This is a genomic window from Pseudooceanicola sp. DL12 (assembly GCF_056270665.1).
In genome coordinates this window covers 921,970-946,798 of the sequence record NZ_CM149884.1, presented here as the reverse complement: position 1 = coordinate 946,798, position 24,829 = coordinate 921,970, and the positions used below count along the sequence as shown (strand labels likewise).

At 68.3% G+C, this 24,829-nt stretch carries 25 protein-coding genes; 16 read left to right on the top strand and 9 right to left on the bottom strand.

Annotated elements, in window-relative coordinates; translation table 11 throughout:
* Positions 1-39: 39 nt before the first annotated feature.
* Genes AC0WR5_RS04425 through AC0WR5_RS04400 form a run of 6 tightly spaced genes read right to left on the bottom strand, consistent with a single transcriptional unit; the run spans position 40 to position 5,877 of the window.
* A complete protein-coding gene (locus AC0WR5_RS04425; protein ID WP_475867259.1) occupies positions 40-1,776 on the bottom strand; it encodes a nickel-dependent hydrogenase large subunit in 1,737 nt (578 codons plus the stop codon).
* Entirely contained in the window at positions 1,773-3,134 is a 1,362-nt protein-coding gene (locus tag AC0WR5_RS04420; RefSeq protein WP_475867257.1) for a (Fe-S)-binding protein, read from the bottom strand. Before AC0WR5_RS04420 ends, AC0WR5_RS04425 begins: the two co-directional genes overlap by 4 nt.
* Positions 3,131-3,790, bottom strand: a complete 660-nt coding sequence (locus tag AC0WR5_RS04415) for a nitrate reductase (RefSeq protein ID WP_475867254.1) — start codon at positions 3,788-3,790, stop codon at positions 3,131-3,133. Before AC0WR5_RS04415 ends, AC0WR5_RS04420 begins: the two co-directional genes overlap by 4 nt.
* Positions 3,787-4,929: a hydrogenase small subunit gene (locus tag AC0WR5_RS04410; protein WP_475868882.1), complete on the bottom strand. Its 1,143-nt coding sequence runs from the start codon at positions 4,927-4,929 to the stop codon at positions 3,787-3,789. Before AC0WR5_RS04410 ends, AC0WR5_RS04415 begins: the two co-directional genes overlap by 4 nt.
* Complete coding sequence (locus AC0WR5_RS04405; RefSeq protein ID WP_475867253.1) at positions 4,929-5,327, bottom strand: hydrogenase expression/formation C-terminal domain-containing protein; 399 nt, start codon at positions 5,325-5,327, stop codon at positions 4,929-4,931. Before AC0WR5_RS04405 ends, AC0WR5_RS04410 begins: the two co-directional genes overlap by 1 nt.
* Positions 5,320-5,877 carry a hydrogenase maturation protease gene (locus tag AC0WR5_RS04400; protein ID WP_475867252.1) on the bottom strand — a complete coding sequence of 186 codons (558 nt, stop codon included), beginning with the start codon at positions 5,875-5,877 and terminating at the stop codon, positions 5,320-5,322. Before AC0WR5_RS04400 ends, AC0WR5_RS04405 begins: the two co-directional genes overlap by 8 nt.
* A 351-nt stretch (positions 5,878-6,228) precedes the next feature.
* Here AC0WR5_RS04400 and AC0WR5_RS04395 point away from each other — a divergent pair, with 351 nt between their 5' ends.
* The 9 genes from AC0WR5_RS04395 to AC0WR5_RS04355 are packed head-to-tail and all read left to right on the top strand — an operon-like array spanning position 6,229 to position 13,848.
* A complete protein-coding gene (locus AC0WR5_RS04395) occupies positions 6,229-6,495 on the top strand; it encodes a HypC/HybG/HupF family hydrogenase formation chaperone (RefSeq protein WP_475867251.1) in 267 nt (88 codons plus the stop codon).
* Positions 6,488-6,856 carry a hydrogenase maturation nickel metallochaperone HypA/HybF gene (locus AC0WR5_RS04390; RefSeq protein ID WP_475867249.1) on the top strand — a complete coding sequence of 123 codons (369 nt, stop codon included), beginning with the start codon at positions 6,488-6,490 and terminating at the stop codon, positions 6,854-6,856. The genes AC0WR5_RS04395 and AC0WR5_RS04390 overlap by 8 nt, the downstream gene beginning before the upstream one ends.
* On the top strand, positions 6,849-7,586 hold the full coding sequence (gene hypB / locus AC0WR5_RS04385; protein ID WP_475867247.1) for a hydrogenase nickel incorporation protein HypB: 738 nt from the start codon (positions 6,849-6,851) through the stop codon (positions 7,584-7,586). The genes AC0WR5_RS04390 and hypB overlap by 8 nt, the downstream gene beginning before the upstream one ends.
* A complete protein-coding gene (hypD, locus tag AC0WR5_RS04380; protein ID WP_475867246.1) occupies positions 7,583-8,683 on the top strand; it encodes a hydrogenase formation protein HypD in 1,101 nt (366 codons plus the stop codon). Before hypB ends, hypD begins: the two co-directional genes overlap by 4 nt.
* Positions 8,680-10,911, top strand: a complete 2,232-nt coding sequence (hypF, locus tag AC0WR5_RS04375) for a carbamoyltransferase HypF (RefSeq protein ID WP_475867244.1) — start codon at positions 8,680-8,682, stop codon at positions 10,909-10,911. Before hypD ends, hypF begins: the two co-directional genes overlap by 4 nt.
* Positions 10,908-11,912 carry a hydrogenase expression/formation protein HypE gene (hypE, locus tag AC0WR5_RS04370; RefSeq protein ID WP_475867243.1) on the top strand — a complete coding sequence of 335 codons (1,005 nt, stop codon included), beginning with the start codon at positions 10,908-10,910 and terminating at the stop codon, positions 11,910-11,912. The genes hypF and hypE overlap by 4 nt, the downstream gene beginning before the upstream one ends.
* Before the next feature lie 40 nt (positions 11,913-11,952).
* Positions 11,953-12,408, top strand: a complete 456-nt coding sequence (locus AC0WR5_RS04365) for an Lrp/AsnC family transcriptional regulator (protein ID WP_475867241.1) — start codon at positions 11,953-11,955, stop codon at positions 12,406-12,408.
* Between the two features lie 6 nt (positions 12,409-12,414).
* Complete coding sequence (locus tag AC0WR5_RS04360; RefSeq protein ID WP_475867240.1) at positions 12,415-13,047, top strand: LysE family translocator; 633 nt, start codon at positions 12,415-12,417, stop codon at positions 13,045-13,047.
* A gap of 27 nt (positions 13,048-13,074) precedes the next feature.
* On the top strand, positions 13,075-13,848 hold the full coding sequence (locus AC0WR5_RS04355) for a lysostaphin resistance A-like protein (protein WP_475867239.1): 774 nt from the start codon (positions 13,075-13,077) through the stop codon (positions 13,846-13,848).
* A gap of 6 nt (positions 13,849-13,854) precedes the next feature.
* On the opposite strand, the gene AC0WR5_RS04350 is transcribed toward AC0WR5_RS04355, so the two are convergent.
* The 3 genes from AC0WR5_RS04350 to AC0WR5_RS04340 form a co-directional block, all read right to left on the bottom strand.
* Positions 13,855-14,496, bottom strand: a complete 642-nt coding sequence (locus AC0WR5_RS04350) for an HD domain-containing protein (protein WP_475867237.1) — start codon at positions 14,494-14,496, stop codon at positions 13,855-13,857.
* A 71-nt stretch (positions 14,497-14,567) separates the two neighbouring features.
* A complete protein-coding gene (locus tag AC0WR5_RS04345) occupies positions 14,568-15,386 on the bottom strand; it encodes a GNAT family N-acetyltransferase (RefSeq protein ID WP_475867235.1) in 819 nt (272 codons plus the stop codon).
* A complete protein-coding gene (locus AC0WR5_RS04340) occupies positions 15,383-16,072 on the bottom strand; it encodes a GntR family transcriptional regulator (RefSeq protein ID WP_475867233.1) in 690 nt (229 codons plus the stop codon). Before AC0WR5_RS04340 ends, AC0WR5_RS04345 begins: the two co-directional genes overlap by 4 nt.
* Before the next feature lie 253 nt (positions 16,073-16,325).
* Between AC0WR5_RS04340 and AC0WR5_RS04335 the strand changes: the two genes are divergently transcribed.
* The 7 genes from AC0WR5_RS04335 to AC0WR5_RS04305 all read left to right on the top strand — a co-directional run bounded on the left by AC0WR5_RS04335 (position 16,326) and on the right by AC0WR5_RS04305 (position 24,671).
* A complete protein-coding gene (locus AC0WR5_RS04335; protein ID WP_475867232.1) occupies positions 16,326-17,318 on the top strand; it encodes an ABC transporter ATP-binding protein in 993 nt (330 codons plus the stop codon).
* Positions 17,319-17,360: 42 nt separating this feature from the next.
* A complete protein-coding gene (locus tag AC0WR5_RS04330; protein WP_475867230.1) occupies positions 17,361-18,626 on the top strand; it encodes an ABC transporter substrate-binding protein in 1,266 nt (421 codons plus the stop codon).
* A 382-nt stretch (positions 18,627-19,008) separates the two neighbouring features.
* A complete protein-coding gene (locus AC0WR5_RS04325; RefSeq protein ID WP_475867228.1) occupies positions 19,009-19,929 on the top strand; it encodes an ABC transporter permease in 921 nt (306 codons plus the stop codon).
* Positions 19,930-19,932: 3 nt separating this feature from the next.
* The gene (locus AC0WR5_RS04320; protein ID WP_475867227.1) at positions 19,933-20,769 is read left to right on the top strand and encodes an ABC transporter permease; all 837 of its coding nucleotides are present in this window, start codon (positions 19,933-19,935) and stop codon (positions 20,767-20,769) included.
* Between the two features lies 1 nt (position 20,770).
* Positions 20,771-21,427 (top strand): aspartate/glutamate racemase family protein, encoded by a 657-nt coding sequence (locus tag AC0WR5_RS04315; RefSeq protein ID WP_475867225.1) that lies wholly within the window; start codon positions 20,771-20,773, stop codon positions 21,425-21,427.
* 302 nt (positions 21,428-21,729) lie between these two features.
* Positions 21,730-22,380: a GntR family transcriptional regulator gene (locus AC0WR5_RS04310; protein WP_475867223.1), complete on the top strand. Its 651-nt coding sequence runs from the start codon at positions 21,730-21,732 to the stop codon at positions 22,378-22,380.
* 161 nt (positions 22,381-22,541) lie between these two features.
* Positions 22,542-24,671, top strand: coding sequence for a DEAD/DEAH box helicase (locus AC0WR5_RS04305; RefSeq protein ID WP_475867221.1), 2,130 nt, complete (start codon positions 22,542-22,544; stop codon positions 24,669-24,671).
* The last annotated feature ends 158 nt before the right edge of the window (positions 24,672-24,829 follow it).

Genomic DNA, 24,829 nt, shown 5'->3' with positions numbered 1-24,829 from the left:
ATCCGGCCGAAAGGGAAACGGACACCGGATGGAAAGCGGTCAGACCAGCTTGACGCGCACGATCTCCTGGCTGTCGGCGCCCAGCACATGGGCGGCACAGGCCATGCAGGGATCGAAGCTGTGGATGGTGCGCAGCACCTCGAGCGGCTGATCGGGTATTTCCAGCGTATGATCATCGAGCAGCGCCGCCTCGTAGGGCCCGTGCTGCCCCATCGGGTCGATGGGCCCGGCGTTCCAGGTGGTGGGCACCACGGCCTGATAATTGGTGATCTTTGCGCCGTCGAAGGTGATCCAGTGCGCCAACGCGCCGCGCGGCGCCTCGACATAGCCCACGCCCTGGGCGCTTTCGGGCCAGTCGGCGGGGCGCCAGGCGCGGCCGTTGAACGTGCTGACATCGCCGGCGGCGATATTGGCGAGGAGTTTCGTCAGCCAGTCCTGCATCCGGTCGGCCATCATCCGGGCCTCGATCCCCCGGGCCAGGATCCGGCCCATGGTGGAATACATGGCATTAAAGGTCAGCCCGAGCGGTTCGAGCACCGCATCGGTCACCTTCTGCGCCTTCTCGTTGCCGCCCGCGCGCATCAGCACGATGCGGGCCAGCGGGCCCACCTCCATCGGCTTTTCACGCCAGCGCGGCGTCTTCAGCCAGGAATAGCCCTTCTCGGGATCCAGGTTCTGGAACGGCGGCTGCGGCCCGTCGTAGGAGAAGGTCGTCTCGCCCTTCCAGGGATGCAGGCCTGCATCCTTGCCCTCGGTATAGCTGTACCAGCCGTTGGAGATGTACTCCCTGATCTGGTCCTCTGCGCCCAGGTCGATGGGATGGATGGTGGAAAGATCACGATCGAGCACCACGCCGCGCGGTACGCCGAAGCCGTTGTCGATCGTGCCGCCGAAATCGCCATAGGCGAGGAAGTTGCGCGTGCCCTCGCCGCGGGTGAACCACTCCGGGTAATAGGAGGCGATGAGCTGCAGGTCCGGCAGGTAGACCCGCGAGACGAAATCGCTCATCTGGGTGATCAGCTGCTGCACCTTTTCCAGCATGGTCAGGTTGACGGCGGTGCCATCGCCGCCGCCGGGCAGGTCGCCCTCGCCGGCGGAAATGGCACAGGGCACGCCGCCCACGACAAGGTTCGGGTGCGGGTCCTTGCCGCCGAAGACGGTCATGATCTTGCCCACCTCGCGCTGCCATTTCAGCGCATCGAGGTAATGCGAAACGGCGATCAGGTTGACCTCGGCCGGCAGCTTGTAGCCCGGGTGATCCCAGTAGCCATTGGCAAAGATGCCGAGCTGACCGGAGGTGACCAGATCACGGATCTGGGCCTGGACGGCCTTGAAATGGCTGAGGGAACTCGCCGGATAATCCTGCGCGGCGGCGATGGCGGCGGCCTGCGCGGGGTCGGCATCCAGCGCCGAGACCGGGTTGATCCAGTCGAGCCCCTGCAGGTGGTAGAAGTGGATCACGTGGTCCTGCACCAGCTGGCAGCCGGCCATCAGGTTGCGGATCAGCTCTGCGTTCTCGGGGATGGTGAGGCTCAGCGCGTCCTCGACCGCGCGGACGGAGGCCAGCCCGTGGACCAGGGTGCAGACGCCGCAGATCCGCTGGGCAAAGGCCCAGGCATCGCGGGGGTCGCGGCCCTTGAGGATGATCTCGATGCCGCGCACCTGGGTGCCGGAGCTGAGCGCCGAGGTGACGCGGCCCGCGTCGTCGACGCCGGTCTCGATCCTCAGGTGCCCCTCGATCCGGGTCAGGGGATCGATGGTGATGGTCCTGCTCATGTGGTCTCTTTCTCGTCAAGCTGTTCGGCCACCAGGTCGAGCAGGCTGCCGACGCCGGTGTCGGTGCCGGCGTCCTTGAAGCCGTGCTGGAAGGTCTGGCGGCAGCCGGTGCAGGTAACATAGACCGTCTCGGCGCCGGTCTCCTTCACCTGCCGTTCCTTGATGGCAAAGGCATGGGCGCGCAACGGTTTCGCCCGCCCGATCAGCGCCACGCCGCCGCCCCCGCCGCAGCACCAGCTGTCGGGGCCGTGGTCGGCCAGCTCGTGCAGATCGAGGCCCAGCGCCTTCATGATCGTGCGCGGCGCATCCGAGCGCCCGGAGCGGCGCGACACCTGGCATGGGTCGTGGAAGGTGATGGGGCCGCGCTTGTCGGCATCGACCGGATGCACCTTCAGGCTGCCGTCGGCCAGGCATTCGGCCAGGTATTCCGACATGTGCAGCACCCGGAAGGGCAGCTCGTGGCCGACGGTATTCGCGGCCTCCCAGCGCATCTCGGTATAGGAGTGGCCGCATTCCGGCATGATCAGCACCTTGGCCCCCACCCTCGTGGCGGCCTCGACGATGGCTTCGGTCACCAGCTGCTGGCCCACCCGGTCACCGGCGGTGAGCGAGGCGTTGTCGGCGTCGAAGCCGTCAGTGCGGAAACACCAGGACACGCCGATATGGTTCAGCACCTTCGCCGTGGCAGCGATGGACTCGGGGTACATCTTGACGTCGATGGAGGAGATCGTTGGCACCACCTCGGCCTGGTCCAGGTCCACCGGGATCTCGACGGCGTATTTCTCGGCGATGCCGGCCAGCATCTCGTGGAAGCCGTCGGTGGTGATCCGGTAGGGGCTGCCGGTCTCGCGCTCGCCCTCGGCCAGGGCGCCCAGGTAATCGGAGGGCACGAGGCCCGCGTCGAACATCCCGTGGCGCGCCTTTTCCACCAGGTCGGCGATGTCGATCCCCGCCGGGCAGACGAGCGAGCAGCGCCCGCACATGTTGCAGCTGTCGTAGAGCAGTTCCTGCCACTCCTCGAGCTGTGCCAGCGAGACCTTGGGCGTCAGGCCGAACAGGCGGAAGAAGGGCGCAAAGGGCCCCATCTGCCGGTTGTAGGCCTGCTTGAAGGGCTCGATCTTCCAGATCGGGGTGTATTTCGGATCGCCGGTCTCGACATAGAACTGGCAGGCCTCGGCGCATTGGCCGCAGTGCAGGCAGGCCTCCATGTAGGTGGCCGCCTCCGGCCCGAAATCCGAAATGAAGCCGCGCATCGCGGCATCGAGGCGGGTCTGGTCCTCCTGCTCGCGGCTCTCCTTGATCCGTCGGGTGCCGCTGCCGATGTTCGGCGCGATGGACGGTGGCATGTGGCTGCTCATGTGGTCGCCCCCCTCTTGCCCAGCTTGGCACCGGAGACGGCCCGGCCCGCAAAGACGAAGACCACATGCGACAGCTTGCCGAAGGGCAGCCAGATCATCAGCGCCTCGACCGTCAGGATGTGCCAGGTCAGCAGCGTGGTGTAGGAGACGATGGTCTCCTCGGCCAGCAGGATGCCCGTCAGCACCGGCAGGAGCGTCAGCAGGATGCTGAGGTAGTCATCGAAGTTCGACAGGAGCCGCAGCACCGGGTGGGTGAAGCGGCGGATGAAGACGAGAAGCAGCGTGACCAGCGTAACCGCGCTGGCGATTGCCACGATCCCCTTTGGCAGCGAGGGCCAGCCGAGGCCCGTGGCCTGTTCCACCAGCAGGATGTGGGGCGCCCCGCCGAGCAGGATGATCATCAGCCCGAGGTGCATCGCATAGCCGATGAAGACGGTCACGAAGGTGCGGCCCACGAAGGCCCGGCGCGGGATGGAGCGGGTGAAGATCTCGTTCACCGCGCCGCCGAAACGGCCGCGGCTGCCCGCTCCCGGCGCAGAGAGATCGGGCCGGCGCGGCAGCAGCAGCACGCCGGTGATCCGCCAGAGCAAGCCGCAGATCATGATCAGGGTGGACCAGTAGAGCGCCGGCCCGCGCGCAAACTCCAGCAGGGTCATTCCTTGCCCCCCTCTTTCTCCGCCTTCCATTCCAGCGCCAGCTGCCGGTCGACGCTGGCCCGGGCGCGCCGGGCGGCAAAGGCCGCGGCCCCGCCGATGCCCACGCCCACGGCCGCCGCCGCCCCCACCGCGCCCCAGGGCGGCCCCTCGCCGCCCGAGAGCGAGGTGTAAAAGCTGCCCTGATCCCAGAAATCCGGCTCGGAACAGCCAAGGCAGCCGTGCCCGGACTGGATCGGAAAGGAGGTGCCGCCGTTCCATTTCAGGCTGGCACAGGCGTTGTGCGTGGTGGGGCCCTTGCAGCCCAGTTCGAACAGGCACCAGCCCTGCTGGGCCCCCTCGTCGTCGAAGGAATGCGCGAACTTGCCCTGATCGTAATAGGGCCGGCGATAGCATTGATCGTGGATCGAGGTGCCGAAATAGGCCAGCGGACGGCCAAATTGATCCAGGTCCGGCAGCTTGTTGAAGGTGAGATAGTTCACCAGAACGCCGGTCAGCACCTCGGGGATCGGCGGACAGCCGGGGATGTTGACGATGGGCTTGCCCTGCACCAGGTCCACGACGCTGACGGCGCCGGTGGGATTGGGCGCGGCCTTTGGCAGCCCGCCGTAGGCCGCACAGGTGCCGATGGCCAGCACCGCCGCCGCGCCTTCGGCCAGCTCGGCCAGCATGTCGATATTGCTGCGTCCGCCCGACATCGAGTAGACGCCGTTGTCCATCACCGGTACGGAGCCGTCGATGGCCAGCAGGTATTTCCCGTGATTGGCGGCGGCGGCCTCGCGCAGGGTCTGCTCGGCGGCTTCGCCCGCGGCGGCCATCAGGGTTTCCTGATAATCGAGCGAGATGAACTCGAAGATCAGCCGGTCGATGCTGGGCGCCTCGCTGCGCAGCAGCGCCTCGAGGCAGCCGGTGCATTCCTGGAAGGACAGCCAGATCAGCGACTGGCGACGGGCCTGCGAGAGCCCCTCGGCAATCGCCGGGGCCATGCCGGGCGGCAGCGCCAGGCTGGTGGCCATGGCGGCGGCGAATTTCAGCAGGCTGCGCCGGCTGATGCCCCGGCGCGCCAGGTGGGCGCCGAGGGTTTCCCCGCTTTTGTCACTGCACGTAGCATTCACGTCTTTCCGGAGCGGCTCGCGATCCATCACAGTCCTTTCCCGCTGGCCGGCCCGGTCAGCCGCACCACCGTGTCTTCCATGTCCGTCTCGGCGGCCATGACGATGCCGGGCACCGCCGCCGCCTCGATCAGCCGCGCCACCATGCGCCCGCTGCGATCGCGGTGCTCGATCAGCCAGAGGCCCGGGTGGGCGGTCTCGCGGATCATGCTCTCGCCGTCGATCTGCAGGGTGATGGTGATCTCTCCACGGCCCAGTGCCTGATCCAGCGCCGAGAGGTCGTCCTGCGACATCGGCAGGCGCATCAGGTCGATGCTGCCGCGCTTGCCCTCGCGCAGGCAGTTCTTCAGCAACAGCCCGGCCTCCATCATCAGGGCGCGCACCATCGGCGGCTTGCCGTGCAGGGCGGTGGGCGTCATCTCATCCATGGGCAGGGTCCTTCATCGTTTCTTGCCGGGGAGCATTCTGTGAAACCTTGGGGGAAGGCCTGGGCAGGCTGGCGCCTTCGGCCTGGCCCTCGGCGCCCCACTCGCTGACCAGGCGGACGATCTCTGTCACGGCCTGCGGAATGGCGGCGGCCACCGGATCGGTCAGACTCTCGCCCCAGTCGGTATTGCCGGGCTGCACCGCCACGATGGCCAGGCGCGCCGGCAGGGCGCCCTCCAGCCGCACCATGCCCAGCAGGTCGATCAGCCCGGCCTCGTGGGCCGAGCTGCGCCCGCCCCCCTCGAACCAGCGCTGCAGGTCCTGCGGCAAGAGGGTGCGCACCGTGCCGGGCGCAGCGCCCAGGTCGGCCGCGTCGACGAGGATGCAGGCGCGCTGACCGGCGATCAGCCCGGCCAGACGAAAGCCCATGGTGCCGCCGTCCACGGGCGTCATCCCCGGCAGGTCGGCCGCGCGCAGCGCCTCGGTGACGCGCACCCCGATACCATCGTCGCGCAGAAGGGTATTGCCGATTCCGATGACCGTCACGCTCATGCCACACGCCCTCCGATCACGAGGGCACTGCCGCGCAAGCATAAGGAGAACCCCTTCGGCCCCTGCCCCCGTCGACACGGGAGAGGGGCGGAAAAATGAGCAATCGTGCGCACGATTGTCTCCTTCGGGACTGTGACTGTGGCTCCGGGTGCAGGGGGCAAGAGGCCCCGGATGCGCCTGCGGCTCCGGCAAGGCTAGCACTGTGGCGAGAGGATACGTTGATCTGGGTCAAAGCAGAATCCGGCCGATGGGCAGAGGCTAGCACGCGAAATATGGTGTATCCGTATGAAATGTCCTAAAGCATAGTGACGCAAGCGAAATTCCGCCTCAACCGCAGGACGAAAACCGCCGATGTGCCTCGCCATCCCCATGCAGATCACCCGTATCGACGGGTTCACCGCGCGCTGCGCCATGCAGGGCGTGGAACGCGATGTCAGCCTTTTCCTGATGCAGGAGGAGCCCGTGACGGTGGGGGATTACGTGCTGGTGCACGTGGGCTATGCGATCCAGCGGGTCTCGGCCGAGGAGGCGCAGACGAGCTGGGAGCTCTTCGATGCGATGCTGGCGGCCGAGGACACCGCCCGGGACGAAGCCGCCAGAGAGACCAGCGGTGCATGAGCTCTCGATCTGCCAGGCGCTGATCGCCCAGCTCGAGGCGCTGCCGGAGGCCGGCCGGGTGAGCGCCCTGCGCCTCTCCATCGGGCCGCTCTCGGGCGTCGAACCGGCGCTTCTCTCCCGCGCCTTTCCTTTGGCCGCCGCCGGCAGCCGCGCGGCGGGCGCCCGCCTCGAGATGGAAACACCCCCCGTCCGGATCCGCTGCCGCAGCTGTGGCGCGACGGGCGAGGTGCCGCCCAACCGTCTGCTCTGCCCCGCCTGCGGCGACTGGCACTGCAGCGTGACCGGCGGAGACGAGATGACGCTGCTCTCGGTCGAGCTGACCGAAGCGGCGCCGCAGATGAAGGAGACAGACAATGTGTGACAGCTGCGGATGCAACGTGACCCCGGGCAATGCCCAACTGGCCCATGACCATTCCCATGCCCATGGCACCAGCGCCGTCGAGGTGCTGAGCGGGTTGATGGACGCCAACGACCGGGCCGCCGCCCACAACCGCGCCCATTTCGACGCCCATGGCCTGCGGGTGATCAACCTGATGTCCTCGCCCGGCTCGGGCAAGACCGCCCTGCTCGAGGCCACGATCCGCGCCCGCCCCGATCTGCGCATCGCGGTGATCGAGGGCGACCTGGAAACCGAGAACGATGCCGCCCGGATCCGCGCCCAGGGCGCCGAGGCCGTGCAGATCACCACCGGATCGGCCTGCCACCTCGATGCCCACATGGTGCACGAGGCGCTGCACCGGATCGACCTGAGCCAGGTCGACCTGCTGTTCATCGAGAATGTCGGCAACCTGGTCTGCCCGGCGGGCTTCGACCTGGGCCAGCATGCCAACGTGGTGCTGCTCTCGGTGACGGAGGGCGACGACAAGCCGGCGAAATACCCGGTGATGTTCCGCGCGGCCGACCTGCTGCTGCTGACGAAAAGCGACCTGGCCGAGCATTTCCCCGATTTCGAGAATACCCGCGCCGAGGGCTACCTGAGGGCGCTGGCCAATCCCGCGCCGGTGCTGCCCGTGGCCGCACGCACGGGCGCCCTCTCGGCCTGGCTCGACTGGATCGACGGCATGACCGCCGCCGCGAAAGCCGCCGAATGAAGAGCGAAGACCCGAAACTCTGGCTGGAACGCATCCGCGCCCTGTCCCTGCCGGACCGCGTGCGGATCATGAACGTCTGCGGCGGGCACGAGCGCACCATCGCCATGGCCGGCATCCGCTCCGTCCTGCCCGAGGGGGTGGAGCTGATCGCTGGGCCGGGCTGTCCGGTCTGCGTCTGCCCCGAGGAGGACATCTACGACGCCATGCGGCTGGCGCTCGACCACGACGTGATCCTGGTGGCCTTCGGCGACATGCTGCGGGTGCCGGTGAACGCGCCGAAGAGCGGCCCGCGCTCGCTCGAACAGGCCCGCGCCGCCGGTGCCGACATCCGCCCCATCGCCTCGCCCGCCGAGGCGCGGCGCATCGCCGAGGCCAACCCCGATCGCGCCGTGGTCTTCTTTGCCGCCGGGTTCGAGACCACCATGGCGCCCGTTGCGGCGCTCATGGCCGAGGGGCTGCCCGACAATCTCTCGATGCTGCTCTCGGGGCGGCTGACCTGGCCCGCGGTCGAGATGCTGCTTGCCTCCGGCGAGGCCAATTTCGACGCGCTGATCGCCCCCGGCCATGTGGCCACGGTGATGGGGGCGGCGGAATGGCGTTTCGTGCCAGAGGCTTACCTGATCCCCACCGCCGTTGGCGGGTTTTCCGCCACGGCGCTGCTGGTGGCGATCTACTCGGTGCTGCGGCAGATCAGCGAGGGGCGCTGTTTCCTCGACAATTGCTATCCCGCCATCGTGCGCGAAGATGGCAACCCCGCCGCCCGCCGCATGATCGACAGCCAGATGCAGATCACCGACGCCCCCTGGCGCGGCATCGGCGCCATTGCCGCCTCGGGCTATGCGCTGCGCGACCCCGCGTTCGACGCCCATGCCCGCTTCGACATGACGCGCGACGAGACCCGTCGCCGTCTTGGTGAAATGCCCCCGGGCTGCGATTGCGCCGGCGTCGTCCTGGGCCGCATCCGGCCCAGCGACTGCCGCCTCTATGGCCGCGCCTGCACCCCGGGCAATCCGGTCGGGCCCTGCATGGTCTCCGACGAGGGCGCCTGCCGCATCTGGTGGCAATCGGGCGCGCGTCCCGCGCTGGCGGCAAAGTGAGCGAAACCCGGCTCTGGCGGATCGGCGGGCGCGTGCAGGGCGTGGGCTATCGCCCCTTTGTGGCGCGCCTCGCGGCGCGACTTGCCCTCTCGGGCTGGGTGCGCAACCGCATGGGCAGCGTCGAGGTGCTGGCCCGTGGCGCGCCTGATGTGCTGGACGTTTTCGCCGCCGCATTGATCCATCAGGCCCCGCCGCTGGCCCGGCCCGAACTGCTCGGGGTAGAGGCCGCGGCGGAGATCCCCAAGGGCTTCGAAATCCGCGAGAGCACCGCTGGCCCGGCAGAAATCCACCTGCCGCCCGACAGTTTCTGCTGCCCCGACTGCCTGGCCGAGCTTGCCGATCCCGGCGCCCGTCGGCACCGCTATCCCTTCGTCACCTGCACCCAGTGCGGGCCGCGCTACACGATCATCCGCGCCCTGCCCTATGACCGCGCCCGCACCGCCATGGCGGGGTTCCCGCTCTGCCCCGATTGCGACGCCGAATACCACGACATTACCGATCGCCGCTTTCACGCCGAACCGCTCGCCTGCCCCGCCTGCGGGCCGCAGATCCGCATGGGCGATGCGGTGGGAGAGCATGCCCTGCAGGCCGCGCTGGCCCTGCTGCGGGCGGGCGGCATCCTCGCCATGAAGGGCTTGGGCGGCTATCTCCTGCTCTGCGATGCGGGGGATGCCTCCGCCGTCGCCCGCCTGCGCGCGCGCAAGCACCGCCCCGCGAAACCCTTCGCCGTCATGGCTTCGGACATGGCCGCGCTTGCCGCCTGCGTGGCTGCGACACCCGAGGAAGAGGCCCTGCTCACGGGCCCTGCCCGGCCCATCCTGCTGCTGACGAGGCGCGAGGGCGCGCCGCTCGCCCCCGGCATCGCGCCGGGCCTTGGCGATCTGGGCGTGATGCTGCCCCCTTCGCCGCTGCACCTGCTGCTGGCCGAGGGCTTCGGCGCGCCCCTCGTGGCCACCTCCGGCAATGTCTCGGGCGAGCCGATCTGCATCACGGAAAGCGAGGCAGAAGAGCGGCTTGGCAGCATTGCCGACGGTTTCCTGCACCATGACCGCCCTATTCTGCGCCCCGTCGACGATCCGGTGTTTCGCCCCCTCGGCGGCAGGCTCCGCCCCCTTCGTCACGGCCGCGGCACGGCCCCGGTCGAGCTCGACCTGCCCTTTGCCCTCGACCACCCGGTGCTGGCGCTCGGCGGGCAACAAAAGGTCACGCTCACCCTGGCCTTCGGGCGCCGCGCAATTGTCTCCCAGCACCTGGGCGACATGGAGAGCGCCGCCGCGCAGGACCTGCTCTTGCGCACGGCAGAGGACCTTCAGACGCTTTACGGTGTGCGGGCCGAAGAGGTGATCCGCGATGCCCATCCGGGCTATGCCACCAGCCGGCTGGCAGAGGGCTTCGGCCTGCCGGTCACGCCCGCATGGCACCACCATGCCCATGCCGCAGCGCTGGCCGGAGAGCATGGAGCCTGCGATGATGAAGCAGACGCGCCCTGGCTGATCTTCACCTGGGATGGCACGGGCCTCGGTCCGGACGGAACCGTATGGGGCGGTGAGGCCCTGCTGGGCCGCCCCGGCGCCTGGACCCGCGCCGGAACCCTGCGCCAATTTGCCCTGCCGGGCGGAGACACCGTGGCCCGCGCGCCCTGGCGCGCGGCCGCCGCGCTACTCTGGGAGACGGGCGCGGATCACCACCCGCCCGAGGATCCGGCGGGCCTGCTGCACGCCGCATGGGCGCGTGGGATCAATGCGCCGCGCAGCTCCTCTGCCGGGCGCCTCTTCGATGCTGCCGCCGGGCTGACGGGGCTCTGCCGCACGGCGAGTTTCGAGGGCCAGGGCGCCATGGCACTGGAGGCCGCCTGCACCGGCCCCGCAGATCCGGTGGCCCTGCCGCTCAGCCGCAAGGGCGGAACATACGTCACCGACTGGTCGCCCCTGCTGCCGGTATTGCACTCGGGCCTGCACTCGGGCCTGCCGGTGGGGGAGCGCGCCGCGATCTTCCACGCCAGCCTTGCCCGCGCCTTGGCCGAGCAGGCCCGCGCCATCACCCGCGAGCACGGCCCACTGCGCCTCGGCCTGACCGGCGGCGTGTTTCAGAACCGCCGCCTGACCCGCTTGATCCGCAACGACCTCGCGGGCGAAATGGAGGTTCACCTGCCCCGCTTGATGCCGGTCAATGACGGCGGCCTCAGCTTCGGACAGCTTGTCGAGACACAGTGGAGAAACCCGCGATGACAGACCGCCACATCACCCTCGCCCATGGCAACGGCGGCCGCCGCATGCGCGCCCTGATCGAGGAGGTCTTTCGCCAGGGCCTGGGCGCCGCCGCCCCCGAGAGCACGGATGACGCCGCCCCCTTCGCCATGCCGCCGGGCCAGCCGGTGATCACCACCGACGGCTTCACCGTTCAGCCACTGGAATTCCCGGGCGGCGACATCGGCGCGCTGGCGGTGCATGGCACGGTCAACGACCTCGCCGTTTCAGGCGCCGATCCGGTGGCGCTGACGCTCGATGCCTTCATCGAGGAGGGCACCGAGATAGACCTGCTGCGCCGCCTCACGGCCTCCATGGGCCGGGCCGCGCGCCATGCCGGGGTGCAGGTGCTGGCCGGCGATACCAAGGTGCTGCCGCGCGGTCATGGCGGCGGGGTCTACTTCGCCACTACCGGCGTGGGGGTGCGGGCCCCCGGCCTCGCCCTCGGCACGGCGCACATACAGCCCGGCGACGCGATCCTGGTCTCCGGCCCCCTGGGCGATCACGGCACCGCGGTGCTGCTGGCACGCGAGGATTTCGGCCTGTCGGGAGAGTTGCGCTCGGATGCCGACAGCGTGCTGCCCCTGACCCGCGCCATCCGAACCCTGCCCGGCCTGCGCTTCATGCGCGATCCGACGCGCGGCGGGCTGGCCACCGTGCTGCACGAGGTCGCCGCGGAAACCGGCCTGAACCCGCAGCTGAGAGAGGAGGCCCTGCCGGTGCGCGCCGCCACCCGCACCGTCTGCGAGATGCTGGGCTATGACCCGCTGTTCCTGGCCTGCGAGGGCCGCGTGGTGGCGATTGTCGCCGCCGATGCGGCCGAGGAGGCCCTGGCGCTCTGGCGCGGCCTCGACACCGGACAGGACGCGGCATTGGTCGGTCACATGGCACCGGGCCCGGCGCGCGTCACGCTGACCACGGCCCTGGGCGGCACCCGGGTGATCCAGGAGCTGGAAGAGGATCCCCTGCCGCGAATCTGCTGATTTTCTTGCAAATCAAAACCAAACCACACATATTGCGGTAATGGACGATATTGACCGCATAATCATCACCCTTCTTGCACAGGACGCACGCCGATCCCTGGCCGATATCGGCACCACGGCGGGCCTCTCGGCCTCGGCGGTGAACGAACGCATCCGCCGACTGACCGCCAGCGGCGCGATCCGCCGACTTACCGTCGACGCCGACCCGGAGGCGCTCGGCCTGCCGGTGCGCGCCTTCGTCTGGGTGGCACTGGCCCCCGAGGCCGAGGAAGGCGCCTTTCGCGCCCTGGCCGAGAGCCACCCGGCGATCTCGGAATGCCACCACGTGACCGGCGCCTGGAATTACCTGGTGCAGATCCACGTCGCCTCGCTGGCGGGCGTCGAGGCCTTTCTCGACGAGCTGAAATCGCACCGCCTGCTGGCGCGCAGCGAAACGATGATCGCGCTTTCCTCGCCCGTCCCCGGCCCCTATGCGCCGAAAACGCCACCGCCATGACTGACCATGACTGATCCCGCACTCTTGCCAAAGGCGCTGCTGATGGGCCTCGCCGTGGCGGCGCCGCTGGGCCCCATCGGTGCTCTTTGCATTACCCGCACGCTGGAGCGGGGCCTTGCCGCGGGTCTGGCCGGCGGTGTCGGCACGGCACTGGCCGATGCGCTCTATGCCGCCGTGGCCGCCGCCGGGTTCGCGGCCTTCGCCGCGGCGCTTCAGGCGATCGACCTGCCGCTGCGCCTGCTGGGCGGCGCGGCGCTGATCTGGCTGGGGCTGCGCAGCCTGCGCCCCTCCACCGCACCCGCGGCCCGGGCGCCGAACCGCGCGCTCCTGGGCACCGCTGCCACCACCTTCCTGCTGACCCTGGCGAACCCGGCGACCATCCTGACCTTTGCCGCGATCTTCGCGGGCCTCGGCCTGGCGAACAGCCCCGGCGCTGGCAATGCCGCGCTGGTGACCCTCGGCGTCTTCCTCGGCTCGCTCGCCTGGTGGGTGCTGCTCTCGGGGGGCGTGGCCCTGGCCCGGCACCGGCTGCCGCCCGCCTTCGCAACCTGGACGGCCCGGGCCTCGGCGGCGATCCTGACCGGCTTCGGCCTCTGGGCCATCGCTTCGGTGCTGGCGCCACTGTTGCTGTCGCGATAACCTCGGCGGAACCCGAAAGGAGCGCCGATGCAAACCCGCCTGCCCCCGCTGGGCCTGACCCTGCTGACGCTGGTGATCTGGGCCTCCATTACGCTCCTGATGGGGCTCGTGATCCTGCCTCCGGGCACCAATCCGCTCGAGGAGATCGGTCGCGCGCCCGCCTGGCAGATTCTCACCGCCGGGCTCTTCGCGCTGCTGGTGGCGCGGCTGGCCCGCTGGCGCAGCCCGATCCTCGGCCGCCCCGCCCCGCGCAGCCTGCGGCTGGCCTGGTTCCCGATGCTCTACATCCTGGTTCTGCTGGGCGGCGCCATCGCCACCGGCCTGCCGCCGCTGCAGACCACGGCGATCCTGGCGCTCAATTGCCTCTTCGTCGGCTTTTCAGAGGAGCTGATGTTTCGCGGGCTGGTCTTTCCGGCGCTGCGCCGGCATCTCTCGGTCTGGCCCGCCGTCGTGATCGGCGCGGCGCTCTTCGGGGCGATCCACGTGCTGAACGCGCTGATGACCGGCTACGTGCTGCTGGCCACCACCCAGGCCATCGCGGCGATGATCTCGGGGCTGCTGCTCACCGCGCTTCTGCTGCGCACGGGCGCGCTCTGGGTCTCGATGCTCTACCACGCGCTGTGGGATTTCTCGCTGCTGATGGTGCAGCAGGGGGTACCCATGCCCGATCAGCCGATTGAGGATCAGCTGGCCCTGCCGCTGCTGCTCTTCGTGCTGCCGAACGGACTCTGGGCGCTCTGGCTGATGCGCCACGCCGGGCGGTACCGCCTGCCCGGCGATCCGGCGCCCGTCTCCGCCTGAGCCTGCTCAGGTCCGGGCCGCCGCCCCTGCCGCCCGGGTGCCCGCATCCACCACTTCGCGGATCTGCCGCAACAGCGGGTGCCGGTCGGTGCGCTCGCGGCCATAGCCCAGGTTGAAGGCATAGTCGAAACCCGGCGGGTTACGGCCCTTCTGGTGCTGCAGCATGGTCTCCAGCTTGTCGAAGCCCTTGGCCATCACCGCCTCGGGCGTCTGCCCCGCGGCATATTCATCCCAGAGGGCCAGGATCTCGGCGCGCAGGTCCTGCGGCAGAGGGGCGCAGAGGGTGATCAGGTCCGCGCGCTCGCGGGCCGCGCGGCCGTCGTCCGCGCTCTGGTCGGTGGCCGGGATGTCGCCGCTGATCGCCTCGCCCAGGTCATGCAGGATGCAGAGCTTCAGCAGGCGTGTCAGGTCCACGCCCGGCATCTCGCGCTCGAAGAGCAGCACCATCAGGCAGAGCCGCCAGCTATGCTCGGCGGTGCTCTCGGGCCTGCCCTGCCCGGTCACACCGCTGCGCAGCGTGTCCTTCAGCGCCTCGGCGGCCTGAAGAAAGCTCAGGATGGCGCCCAGGCGCCCAGGATCCATGGCGGGGGCGTCGTCGGGAGCGTCGTGGGGGCCATCGTGATGCGGCAGGGGCGATTTCTGTGTCATGCCGCCATCCTGCGCCCAACCGCGGCTCGGCTCAAGGGGATGAATGTTTCATGGCCGTGCGGGCGCGCGCATCAGCCCAGCTCCATCGTGGCAATGGCCTGCACCCGGGCGTCTGTCGCCGGGGCGGGCCCGCGGTACATCCGCGCGGTCTCGAATGTCATTTCAAAGCCCTCCGCGGTCAGCCTGTCGCGCAGGGCGTCATTGGCCTCGGGCAGGTCGATCAGGAAGGGCCCCTCGGGAAAGATCGCCGCAGCCTGCCGGATCAGGGCCATGGCGGCGCCGGCATCCGCCGCGATCACCGGGCCGATCTTGGCGCCCTCGCGGCAGGCCCGGATGGTGGCAAAGCCCTGCAGGTCCGCCTGCGCCACGCTCTGCCGCGTCGGCCCCGGCATCAGCCAGCCCGACAGGAAACCCGCCCGCTCCGCCCCGCCCGCCGCCGCGTCGAGCGCGATCAGCGCCGGGATGTCCGCCGCCGTCACGTCGCGCAGCCCCCCGCTCCGCGCGGGCGCGATCCGCCCGGCATGGCGCCGGGTGGCACCGGCGCGCACGAAACCCGACCTGGCATAGTTCGCCTGTTGCGCCGCCACCCCGTCGAGGCCCACCGTGCGCGTTCCAGCATGGTCCAGCGCATGGCGCCACAGGGCATGACCGATGCCCTGTCCGCGCCAGTCGGGATGACAGAGGTAGAGGCCGAGGAAGGCGAGGCTCTCGCAATGGTTCACCACGCTGATGCCCGCCACCACGCGGCCCGCGCGCTCGGCCACGAAAAACCCCTGCGGATCGGCGGCGAGAAAGGCCGCGGCATCGCCGAGACCGGGGTTCCAGCCCTCTGCCGCCGCCCAGTCGAGCAGCAGCGCGACATCCTCCGCCGTGGCAACTCTCATGCTCATCCGCCCAGCGCCTCCTTCAGCGTCCGCGGCGCCGAGGTGCTGTTGCGCAGGTCGAGCGAGGTAACGAGATCGAGCAGGTGGCTCTTCATCAGTTCCTCGGCCAGCCCCCCGTCGCCGGCGCCCAGCGCGTCCAGCAGCGCATGGTGGGCATTGCTCTCGCAGAGCGCCGTGCGCCGCTGCCAGTAGAGCGCGATGATCAGCGACGAGCGCGCGATCAGCTGCCGCACGAATTCCTCGATCGTGGCCTGGTCGGCGATCCGCGCGATCTCGATGTGGAACTGCCCCGAGAGATAGAGCGACCGCCCCACCTCGCCCGCGTGCATGGCGGCATGTTCATCGGCGATATGCCCCTTGAGCAGCGCCAGGTCCGCATCGGTCATCCGCTCGGCCGCGGATTTCGCCGTCCGCGGCTCCAGCAGCGCCCGCGCCTCGAAGACCTCGCGCGCCTCGCGCACAGAGGGCCGCGCCACATAGGCCCCCCGGTTGCGGCGCAGCTCGACCAGCCGGTCATGGGCCAGCTGCTGCAGCGCCGCGCGCACCACCGTGCGGCTGACACCATAGATGGTGCCCACCTCGTCCTCGCTCAGCTTGGCGCCCGGTTGCAGGCGATGCTCGTGGATCGCCAGGGCCAGTTGCCCCGCCACCCGCTCGCTCGCGGGATCCCCCGCCGGTTTGTCTGCCCGCATCTGAACCACCTCTCGCTGGCCGTCATGATTCTCTTCGCAACCCTATCAAAGGGGTCTGGCGGGCGCCGCAGCAATTCCAAACAGGATTGTATACGATCATGTTTTTAAAATTGTCTGTAAAATTGTGCACGAGCGCCCGACAACCGCCGCGAGAATGATCACTTCATGTTTCTCACCCGTGATCCGGCAATTTTCCCTGCCGCCGCGCGGCCGGCCTCTCGCAGGGTAAGGGCACACCACGGGGAGACGCGGCATGCGCACAGGACTGGATCTCGAACTTTCCCATGTCACCAAACGCTACGGAAGTACCGTCGCGGTGAACGACATCAACCACGTCTTTCCCAATGGCACCTACGTCTGCCTGCTCGGCCCGTCGGGCTGTGGCAAGTCGACCACCCTGCGCATGATCGCCGGTCACGAGACGATCTCCGAGGGCTCGATCCTGCTCGACGGCAAGGATGTCTCGCACCTGCCGCCGGCGAAACGCGGCACCGCCATGATGTTCCAGAGCTATGCGCTCTTTCCGCATCTCTCGGTCAAGGACAACGTCGCCTTCTCGCTGAAGATGAAGGGCACCGACAAGGCGACCCGCCTGAAGGCGGCGATGGAGATGCTCGACCTGGTCGACATGACCCACCTGGCCGAGCGCCTGCCCGCCCAGCTCTCGGGCGGCCAGCAGCAGCGCGTGGCCCTGGCCCGCGCCCTTGTGACGAAACCGAGGGTGCTGCTCCTCGACGAGCCGCTCTCGGCCCTCGATCCCTTCCTGCGCATCCGTGTCCGTGCCGAGCTGAAGCGGCTGCAGCGCGAGCTGGGCATCTCCTTCATCCATGTCACCCACGGCCAGGACGAGGCCCTGGCGCTCGCCGACGAGATGGTGGTGATGAACAACGCCGTGATCGAACAGGCCGGCCCGGCAAGAGAGATCTTTGCCCATCCCCGCACCGAGTTCGTGGCCCGTTTCATGGGCGGTCACAACGTGATCGACCTGAACGGGGCCCGCTATGCCCTGCGCGCCGACGACGTCCGCTTTGCCGATGCGGGCAAGCCCGCCCACAGCGCCACGATCCGCAGCGTCGAATACCAGGGCGCCCATGTTGCCGTCACCTCCTCCATGCCCGCCGGCGCGGGCGAGACCGAGGTGCTGGCCCTGATCCCCGAGGAGACCTTCTTCGCGGATCCCAAGAATCCGGGCGATGCCGTCGGCCTCGCCTGGGACGAAGGGCGGCTGCACCGCCTTCAGGCCTGACCCCGGGCCACCATCCAACGATCCAACAGTGAGGAAACTGCCATGAGCAAGATGCGCTACAGCCGCCGCTCGATCCTGAAAGCCGGGGGCGCCGCCGTCGCCGCCTCTGCCCTGCCCGCTCCCATGGTCTGGGCCCAGGAGATCAAGGACATCACCCTGCGCCAGTTCGGCACCGGCGTGTCGAACCTGAACGATGTCGCCACGAAGGTGAAGGAGGACCTCGGCTTTACCCTGGAGATGACCGCGCTCGATTCCGATGCCGTCACCCAGCGTGCCGCCACCCAGCCCGACAGCTTCGACATCGCCGACATCGAGTACTGGATCTGCAAGAAGGTCTGGCCCACCGGCAACCTGCAGGCCATGGATGTCTCGAAGATCTCGAACTACGACAAGATCGTGCCGCTGTTCAAGAACGGCAAGCTGACCCCCGAGACCGATATCGCCCAGGGCACCGCGCCCCATACCGTCAGCTTCATCGAAGAGCCGGGCGCCAAGAGCTTCGCCAGTGAAGAGACCAACTGGATGACGCTGATCCCCACGATCTACAACGCCGATACCCTTGGCATCCGCCCCGACCTGGTCGAGGGCCCGATCGACAGCTGGGCCGAGCTGCTGAACCCCGCCTACAAGGGCAAGGCCTCGATCCTCGACATCTCCTCGATCGGCATCATGGACATGGCCATGGTCTGCGAGGCCATGGGCGAGGTCCAGTACGGCGACAAGGGCAACATGACCAAGGAGGAGATCGACAAGACCATCGCGATCTTCACCGAGGCCAAGAAGAACGGCCAGTTCCGTGCCTTCTGGAAGACCTTCGACGAGAGCGTCAACCTGATGGCCTCGGGCGAGGTGGTGATCCAGTCGATGTGGTCGCCCGCCATCACCGCGGTGAAATCCCGGGGCATCCCCTGCGTCTACCAGCCGCTGAAGGAGGGCTATCGCTCCTGGGGCGGCGGTCTCGGCCTCTCCAAGGGGCTCTCGGGCATGGAGCTCGATGCCGCCTACGACTACATCAACTGGTATCTCTCCGGCTGGGTCGGCGGCTACCTGATGCGCCAGGGCTACTACTCGGCCGTGCCACAGACCTCCAAGGACTACATGACCGAGAACGAATGGGGCTACTGGTTCGAGGGCAAGCCCGCCACCGACACCATCACCAGCCCGACCGGCGACAAGCTGGCCGAGGCCGGCGACGTGCGCGACGGCGGCGACTTCTACGAGCGGATGGGCCGCGTGGCCTGCTGGAACTCGGTCATGGACCAGAACCAGTACATGGTGCGCAAGTGGAACGAGTTCATCGCCTCCTGATCCGGCGCTGATCGAACGACGCCGGGGCAAGAGTGGCATCCGCCCCGGCACAGGTCGGCCCGCGTGCTCCCAGGGCGGGCCGGCCCCCTCGCCTCCGCCCGGGACCATTGGATCCCCGGGCCGGGCGTGATCGTCGGGCGGCGGTTCTTCCTGCGCCAGTGCCCGTCCCTGCACCGTCCGATCCCCTTCTCGGGCGGTGCCCGGACCCCCCCGGGCCGCAGCGCCGATGCTGCACTGCAGTACCGACGTGATACCGACGTAATACCGACGCGATACAGCACGCGTTTTTGGCCATGATCCCATTGACTTGCTGCGGTGCGGTGCAATTCGGCGCAGATCACCGCACCGACGTTCCGAACCTCTAGCCGAAAGGCCGCTTCCGATGTCCGAAACCACTGTCCAGGCCCCCTCTGCCGCCACGGCCAAGGCCCCGCCCCCGCGCGAGGGGCGCCGTCTCGGGCGCCATGTCGTGGGCTGGCTCCAGGCCCTGCCGCTGACGCTGGTCCTGGTCTTCTTCCTGATCCTGCCGATCATCACAATCGTGATCGTAAGCTTCTGGCAAGCCACGGAATTTTCGATCATCCCGGCCTTCAGCCTGGAGAATTACCAGTTCCTCTTCTCCTCGCCGGTGACCTACAAGGTGTTCTGGGCCACCTTCCGCTATGCCTTCATCACCTGGGCGCTGACGCTCACCATCGGCTTCACGGTGGCCTATTACCTGGCCTTTCACATCCGCAGCCAGTCGGTGCAGATCGCGCTCTTCCTGCTCTGCACCATCCCGTTCTGGACCTCGAACATCATCCGCATGATCTCCTGGATCCCCTTCCTGGGCCGCAACGGGATCGCCAATAAAACCCTTATCGATCTGGGACTTATCGACCAGCCGCTGGAATGGCTTCTCTATTCCGACTTCTCCGTCATCCTGGCCTTCGTGCATCTCTACACGCTCTTCATGGTAGTCCCGATCTTCAACACCATGATGCGGATCGACCATTCCCTGCTCGAGGCCGCCCGCGACAACGGCGCTTCCGGTTTCCAGACCCTGGTGCACGTGATCATCCCGCTGACCAAGCCAGGCATCATGATCGGCACCATCTTCGTGCTGACGCTGGTGATGGGCGACTTCATCACCGTGCGCTTCATGTCAGGGTCGCAGCGCGCCAATGTCGGCCGGCTGATTTCCAATGATATCGGGCTGTTGCAATACCCCTCGGCCTGCGCCACGGCGGTGGTCCTGCTGCTGACGGTGCTGATCGTCATCGGGATCCTGCTGCGCTTCGTCAACATCCGCAAGGAGCTCTGAGCCATGGAAAAGCGCCCCCGCAGCTTCTGGTTTCTCACCGCCTTCTTCGTGCTCTTCGTGCTGTTCCTCTACGGCCCCACGCTCACCATCGGCATTCTCAGCTTCCAGGGGCCCGAAGGCGGGCTGACCTTCCCGATGCGCGGCGTCTCGCTCTACTGGTTCCGCGATCTCTTCCAGGAACAAGCCGTCGGCGACATCTGGGGCGCCTTCCGCCGCTCATTGGCCCTCGGCATCATGGTGATGATCGCCACCGTGGTCATCTCCGTTCTGGCCGGTCTCGCCTTCCGCAAGCGTTTCGCCGGGTCGGCCTTTTTGTTCTATCTCGCAATCACTTCGCTTGTGATCCCCTCGATCCTGATCTCCCTCGGTGTCGGGCTGATCTTCAACCAGCTTGGCCTCAAGATCCACTGGGCCACCTCCGGCTTCGGCTCGCAACTGACCTGGACGCTGCCCTTCGGCCTGCTGATCGTCTTTGCCGTCTTCAACCGTTTCGATCCCAGCTACGAAGAGGCCGCCCGCGACCAGGGCGCCAGCAACTGGCAGGTGGTGCGGCACGTGATCCTGCCGATCATCGCGCCCTCGCTGATCGGAGTCGCGCTCTTCGGCTTCACCCTGTCCTACGACGAGTTCGCCCGCACCCTGCTGACCGCCGGCAGCTACAATACCCTGCCGCTGGAAATCTTCGGGATGACCACCAATGTGACCACCCCGGTGATCTATGCGCTCGGCACGATGACCACGCTTTTCTCCTTTGCGATCATCGCGCTCTTCATCTTCGTGGTCTGGTCCACCGGGCGCCGCCGGGCGCGGCTCGGCTCGGATGCCGGCAAGGGTGTCTAGGATGCGGCTGCTCTTCATCAACCCCAACTCGACCGAGGCCGTGACCGAGAGCGTGGTGGCCGCCGCCCAGGCCATCCTGCCCGAGGCCGAGGTAATCGGCTGGACCAACCGCGACGGCCCGCCCGCCATCCAGGGCCCCGAGGATGGCGCCGCCGCGCTGCCCGGCCTGCGTGCGCTGCTGCCCCGGGCCCGGGCAGAGGGCGCCGATGCGATCATCATCGCCTGTTTCGACGACACCGGCCTGGCCGAGCTGCGCGCCCGGGCCCATTGCCCGGTGATCGGCATCGGCCAGGCCGCCTTTCACATGGCCAGCCTGCTGGGCGGCGATTTCTCGGTGGTGACAACCCTGCCCGTCTCGGTCCCGGTGATCGAGGAAAACATCACCGGTTACGGGTTCGCCGGCCATTGCACCTCGGTCCGGCCCTCGAACCTGGCGGTATTGACCGTCGAGGCCGGGGGCCCCGAGGTGATGGCCCGCCTGGGCCAGGAGATCCTTGCCGCCCGCGGCGAGGGCGCCGGCACCGTGGTGCTGGGCTGTGCCGGCATGGCGCACCTGAAGGCCGAGCTGGCCGCGAATTCCCCGCTGCCGCTGATCGAGGGCGTCGCCGCCTCTGCCCTTCTGGCCAATGCGCTCGTCCGTCTGCAGCGCAGCCTCTGAGGCGGAGACGCCCTGCGGGCCCCATCCCGACAGAATCACCCGCGCATCACATTGGCGCGACCTGTGACACCTCCGTCGACGCGCCCATCACGACGCGGGCCGTGCCGCTGCGGAAAAATCCTGCGACAATCCCGTGGGTTGACCTTGGTGGCGAACTTGGTGACACAAGGGAAAGGTTTCTTTCCACCGCTTCAATCTGAGAAGATGCCTTTCAACCCGGCCCGCGCCCCCGTCGGGCCTGTGGCAGAACCGCCACAGACAACGGCCAAGCGGACCGACGCCAACGCAACAGGAGAACCCAGGTGGAGCCATTCGAACTGCCGCAGCGTGCACCCAGCTTGCGTGACCAGGTCTACCAGGCCCTCCGCCGCCAGATCAGCGACGGCTCCTTTCCGCCCAATGGCGTGGTAGAGCTCGACCTCTCCGAAACACTGCAGGTGTCGCGCACCCCGGTGCGCGAGGCTCTGTTCCAGCTTTGCCGCGAAGGCGTTCTGGTCAAGCGTGGCCGCGGCTATCACCTGCCCAAGCTCGACAAGACGGACCGCCGCGAGATCTTCGAACTGCGCCGGATCATCGAACCCGAGGTGGTGGGCCTGGCCATCGAACGCGCGGGCGACAGTTTCTGCGAGGCCATACGCGCCACGCTCGACGCCGAGATCAAGGCGCATGAAGCCGAGGATGTGCCCGCCTTCATCACCGCCAACGGGGTGTTTCGCGGCACCCTGCTCGATGCCTGCGGCAACCGTCGCATGGCCTCGATGATGCGGCTGATGGACGACCAGGTGCAGCAATTGCGCCTTGTCACCCTGTCCGATCCGCTGAACCGCGCCCTGACGATCGAGTACCATCAGCGCGTCGTCGAAGCCTGTGGGCGCCACGATGCCGCCGGCGGCGTGGCCGCGATGCGCGAATTCATGGATGCCTCCTGGGCGCACTACCGTTCGGGCAGCTGAGCTGCCGCACAACACAGGATTTCTGGGCTTCCGGCAAAACTCTGCTATACAAGACGCACGGAATGCGTTAGGCGCCAGCCTTTCGCCCCTCCTACCTTCCTGCCGCGCCGGCCCGTCCGGGGCCGCCCGGCCGCCCGCCTTCCAGAAAAGCAGATCACCTCTTGAAACAGACCCTTGCAGCGGCCCTCGAACGCCGTGGATATGAAACCCTCACCCAGGTCCAGCAGGCCGTCACCGCGCCCGAGCTGGCCGGCGCCGACCTGCTCGTCTCGGCCCAGACCGGCTCCGGCAAGACCGTGGGCTTTGGCCTGGCCATCGCCCCCACCGTGCTGGGCGAGGAGGATCGTTTCCCCGCCGCCTCCACGCCGCTGGCCCTGATCATCGCACCGACCCGCGAACTGGCGCTGCAGGTCAAGCGCGAGCTGGCCTGGCTCTATGCCGATGCCGGCGCGGTCCTGGCCTCCTGCGTGGGCGGCATGGACATGCGCGACGAACGCCGTGCCCTGGAACGCGGCGCCCATATCGTGGTGGCCACGCCCGGCCGCCTGCGCGATCACCTGTCGCGCGGCACGATCGACCTGCAGGACGTGCGCGCCGTGGTGCTGGACGAGGCCGACGAGATGCTCGACCTGGGCTTCCGCGAGGACCTCGAGTTCATCCTGGGCGAAGCGCCCGAAGACCGTCAGACGCTGCTCTTCTCCGCCACCGTGCCGCCCTCGATCGGCAGCCTGGCCAAGAGCTATCAGCGCGATGCCGTGCGCGTGCAGACCGCCGCCGAGTCCAGCCAGCACAGCGACATCGAATACCGCGCCCTCTCGGTTGCGCCCCATGACGGCGACAATGCCATCGTGAACCTTCTGCGCTTCTACGAGGCGCCCAACGCGATCATCTTCTGCAACACCCGGGCCATGGTGAACCGGCTGACCACCCGCCTGTCGAACCGTGGCTTTGCCGTCGTGGCGCTCTCTGGCGAGCTGTCGCAATCGGAGCGTTCGCACGCGCTTCAGGCCATGCGCGACGGCCGCGCCCGCGTCTGCGTGGCCACCGACGTGGCCGCCCGCGGCATCGACCTGCCCAACCTCGAGCTGGTGATCCACGCCGAGCTGCCGTCGAACTCGGAAACCCTGCTGCACCGGTCCGGCCGGACCGGCCGCGCCGGGCGCAAGGGCGTCTCTGCCCTGGTCGTGCCGCCCGCCAGCTTCAAGAAGGCGCAGCGCCTGCTGAAATGGGCCAAGCTGAACGCCGACTGGGGCCCTGCCCCCTCCGTCGAAGAGGTCACGGCGCGCGACGAAGAGCGCATGCTGGCCGATCCCGCCTGGCAGGAAGAGATCACGCCCGCCGAGGCCGAGAGCATCGCCAAGCTGCAGGCTGAGTTCAGCCCCGAACAGATCGCCGCCGCCTACCTGCGGCTCTACCACACAGCGCATTCCGCGCCCGAGGAGCTCTCCGCCCCCGGCGAGCGCCCGCAGAAGGAACGCCGCGAATTCGGCCCCAGCACCTGGGTCTCGGTCTCGCTCGGCCGTGACCAGGGCGCCGAACCGCGCCGCCTGCTGCCGATGATCTGCCGCGCCGGCGACCTGACCAAGGACGATATCGGCGCGATCCGCGTGCAGGGCAACGAGAGCTTCGTCGAAATCCGGCAAGCGAGCATCGACGGTTTCGTCGCGGCCCTGGGCACCGCCATGATTCTGGAGGAAGGCGCCGCGGTCACCGTGCTCGACACGCCCCCCGCCGCCGCCACCCAGCGCCCCGAGCGCGGCCCGCGCCCAGAGCGCGGTCCCCGTCCGGATCGCGGCCCCCGTCCGGATCGCGGCCCCCGCCCTGATCGTGGGGATCGTCCGGATCGTGGCCCTCGCCCGGACCGTGGTGACCGAGAGGATCGCAGCGAGCGTCCTGCCCGCCCGCGCCCCCAGGACGCCGAGCGCAAGGAACGCGACCCCGAGGTGCACCAGTCCTACAAGAAGGCCGGCAAGCCCGGGGCAAAGCCCTATGGCAAACCCTCGGGTGACAAGCCCTACGAGAAAAGCCGGGCCGACAAGCCGCGTCATTCCAAGGCTGGCGCCCCTACAGGCAAACCCGCTGGCAAGCCTGCTTATGCCAAGGACAAACCCGCGAAATACGGCTCCGACGACAAGCCCAAGGGCAAGTCCTACAAGCCGAAGGGCCCGCCGCCGCCCGCGGGCAAGCCCAACAGCAAGAAGAACAAGGCCCGATCCGGCATGTCCAACGCTCAGGATCCAAGCAAATCCCTGCGTGGCCCCGACGCCCGGCCGCGGCGCCCGAAATCCTGATAACACAACGATAATTTCGGTTACCAAAGGGCGCTGCGAACCTCTCGCTGCGCCCTTTTTGGTTGTACCCCACAACGACTTCACAATCAAACATGGACATAAATAGTATAATATGACTAATTTCGAGTCGTGAGCGGGAGGCTCACGCAAGGGAGGAA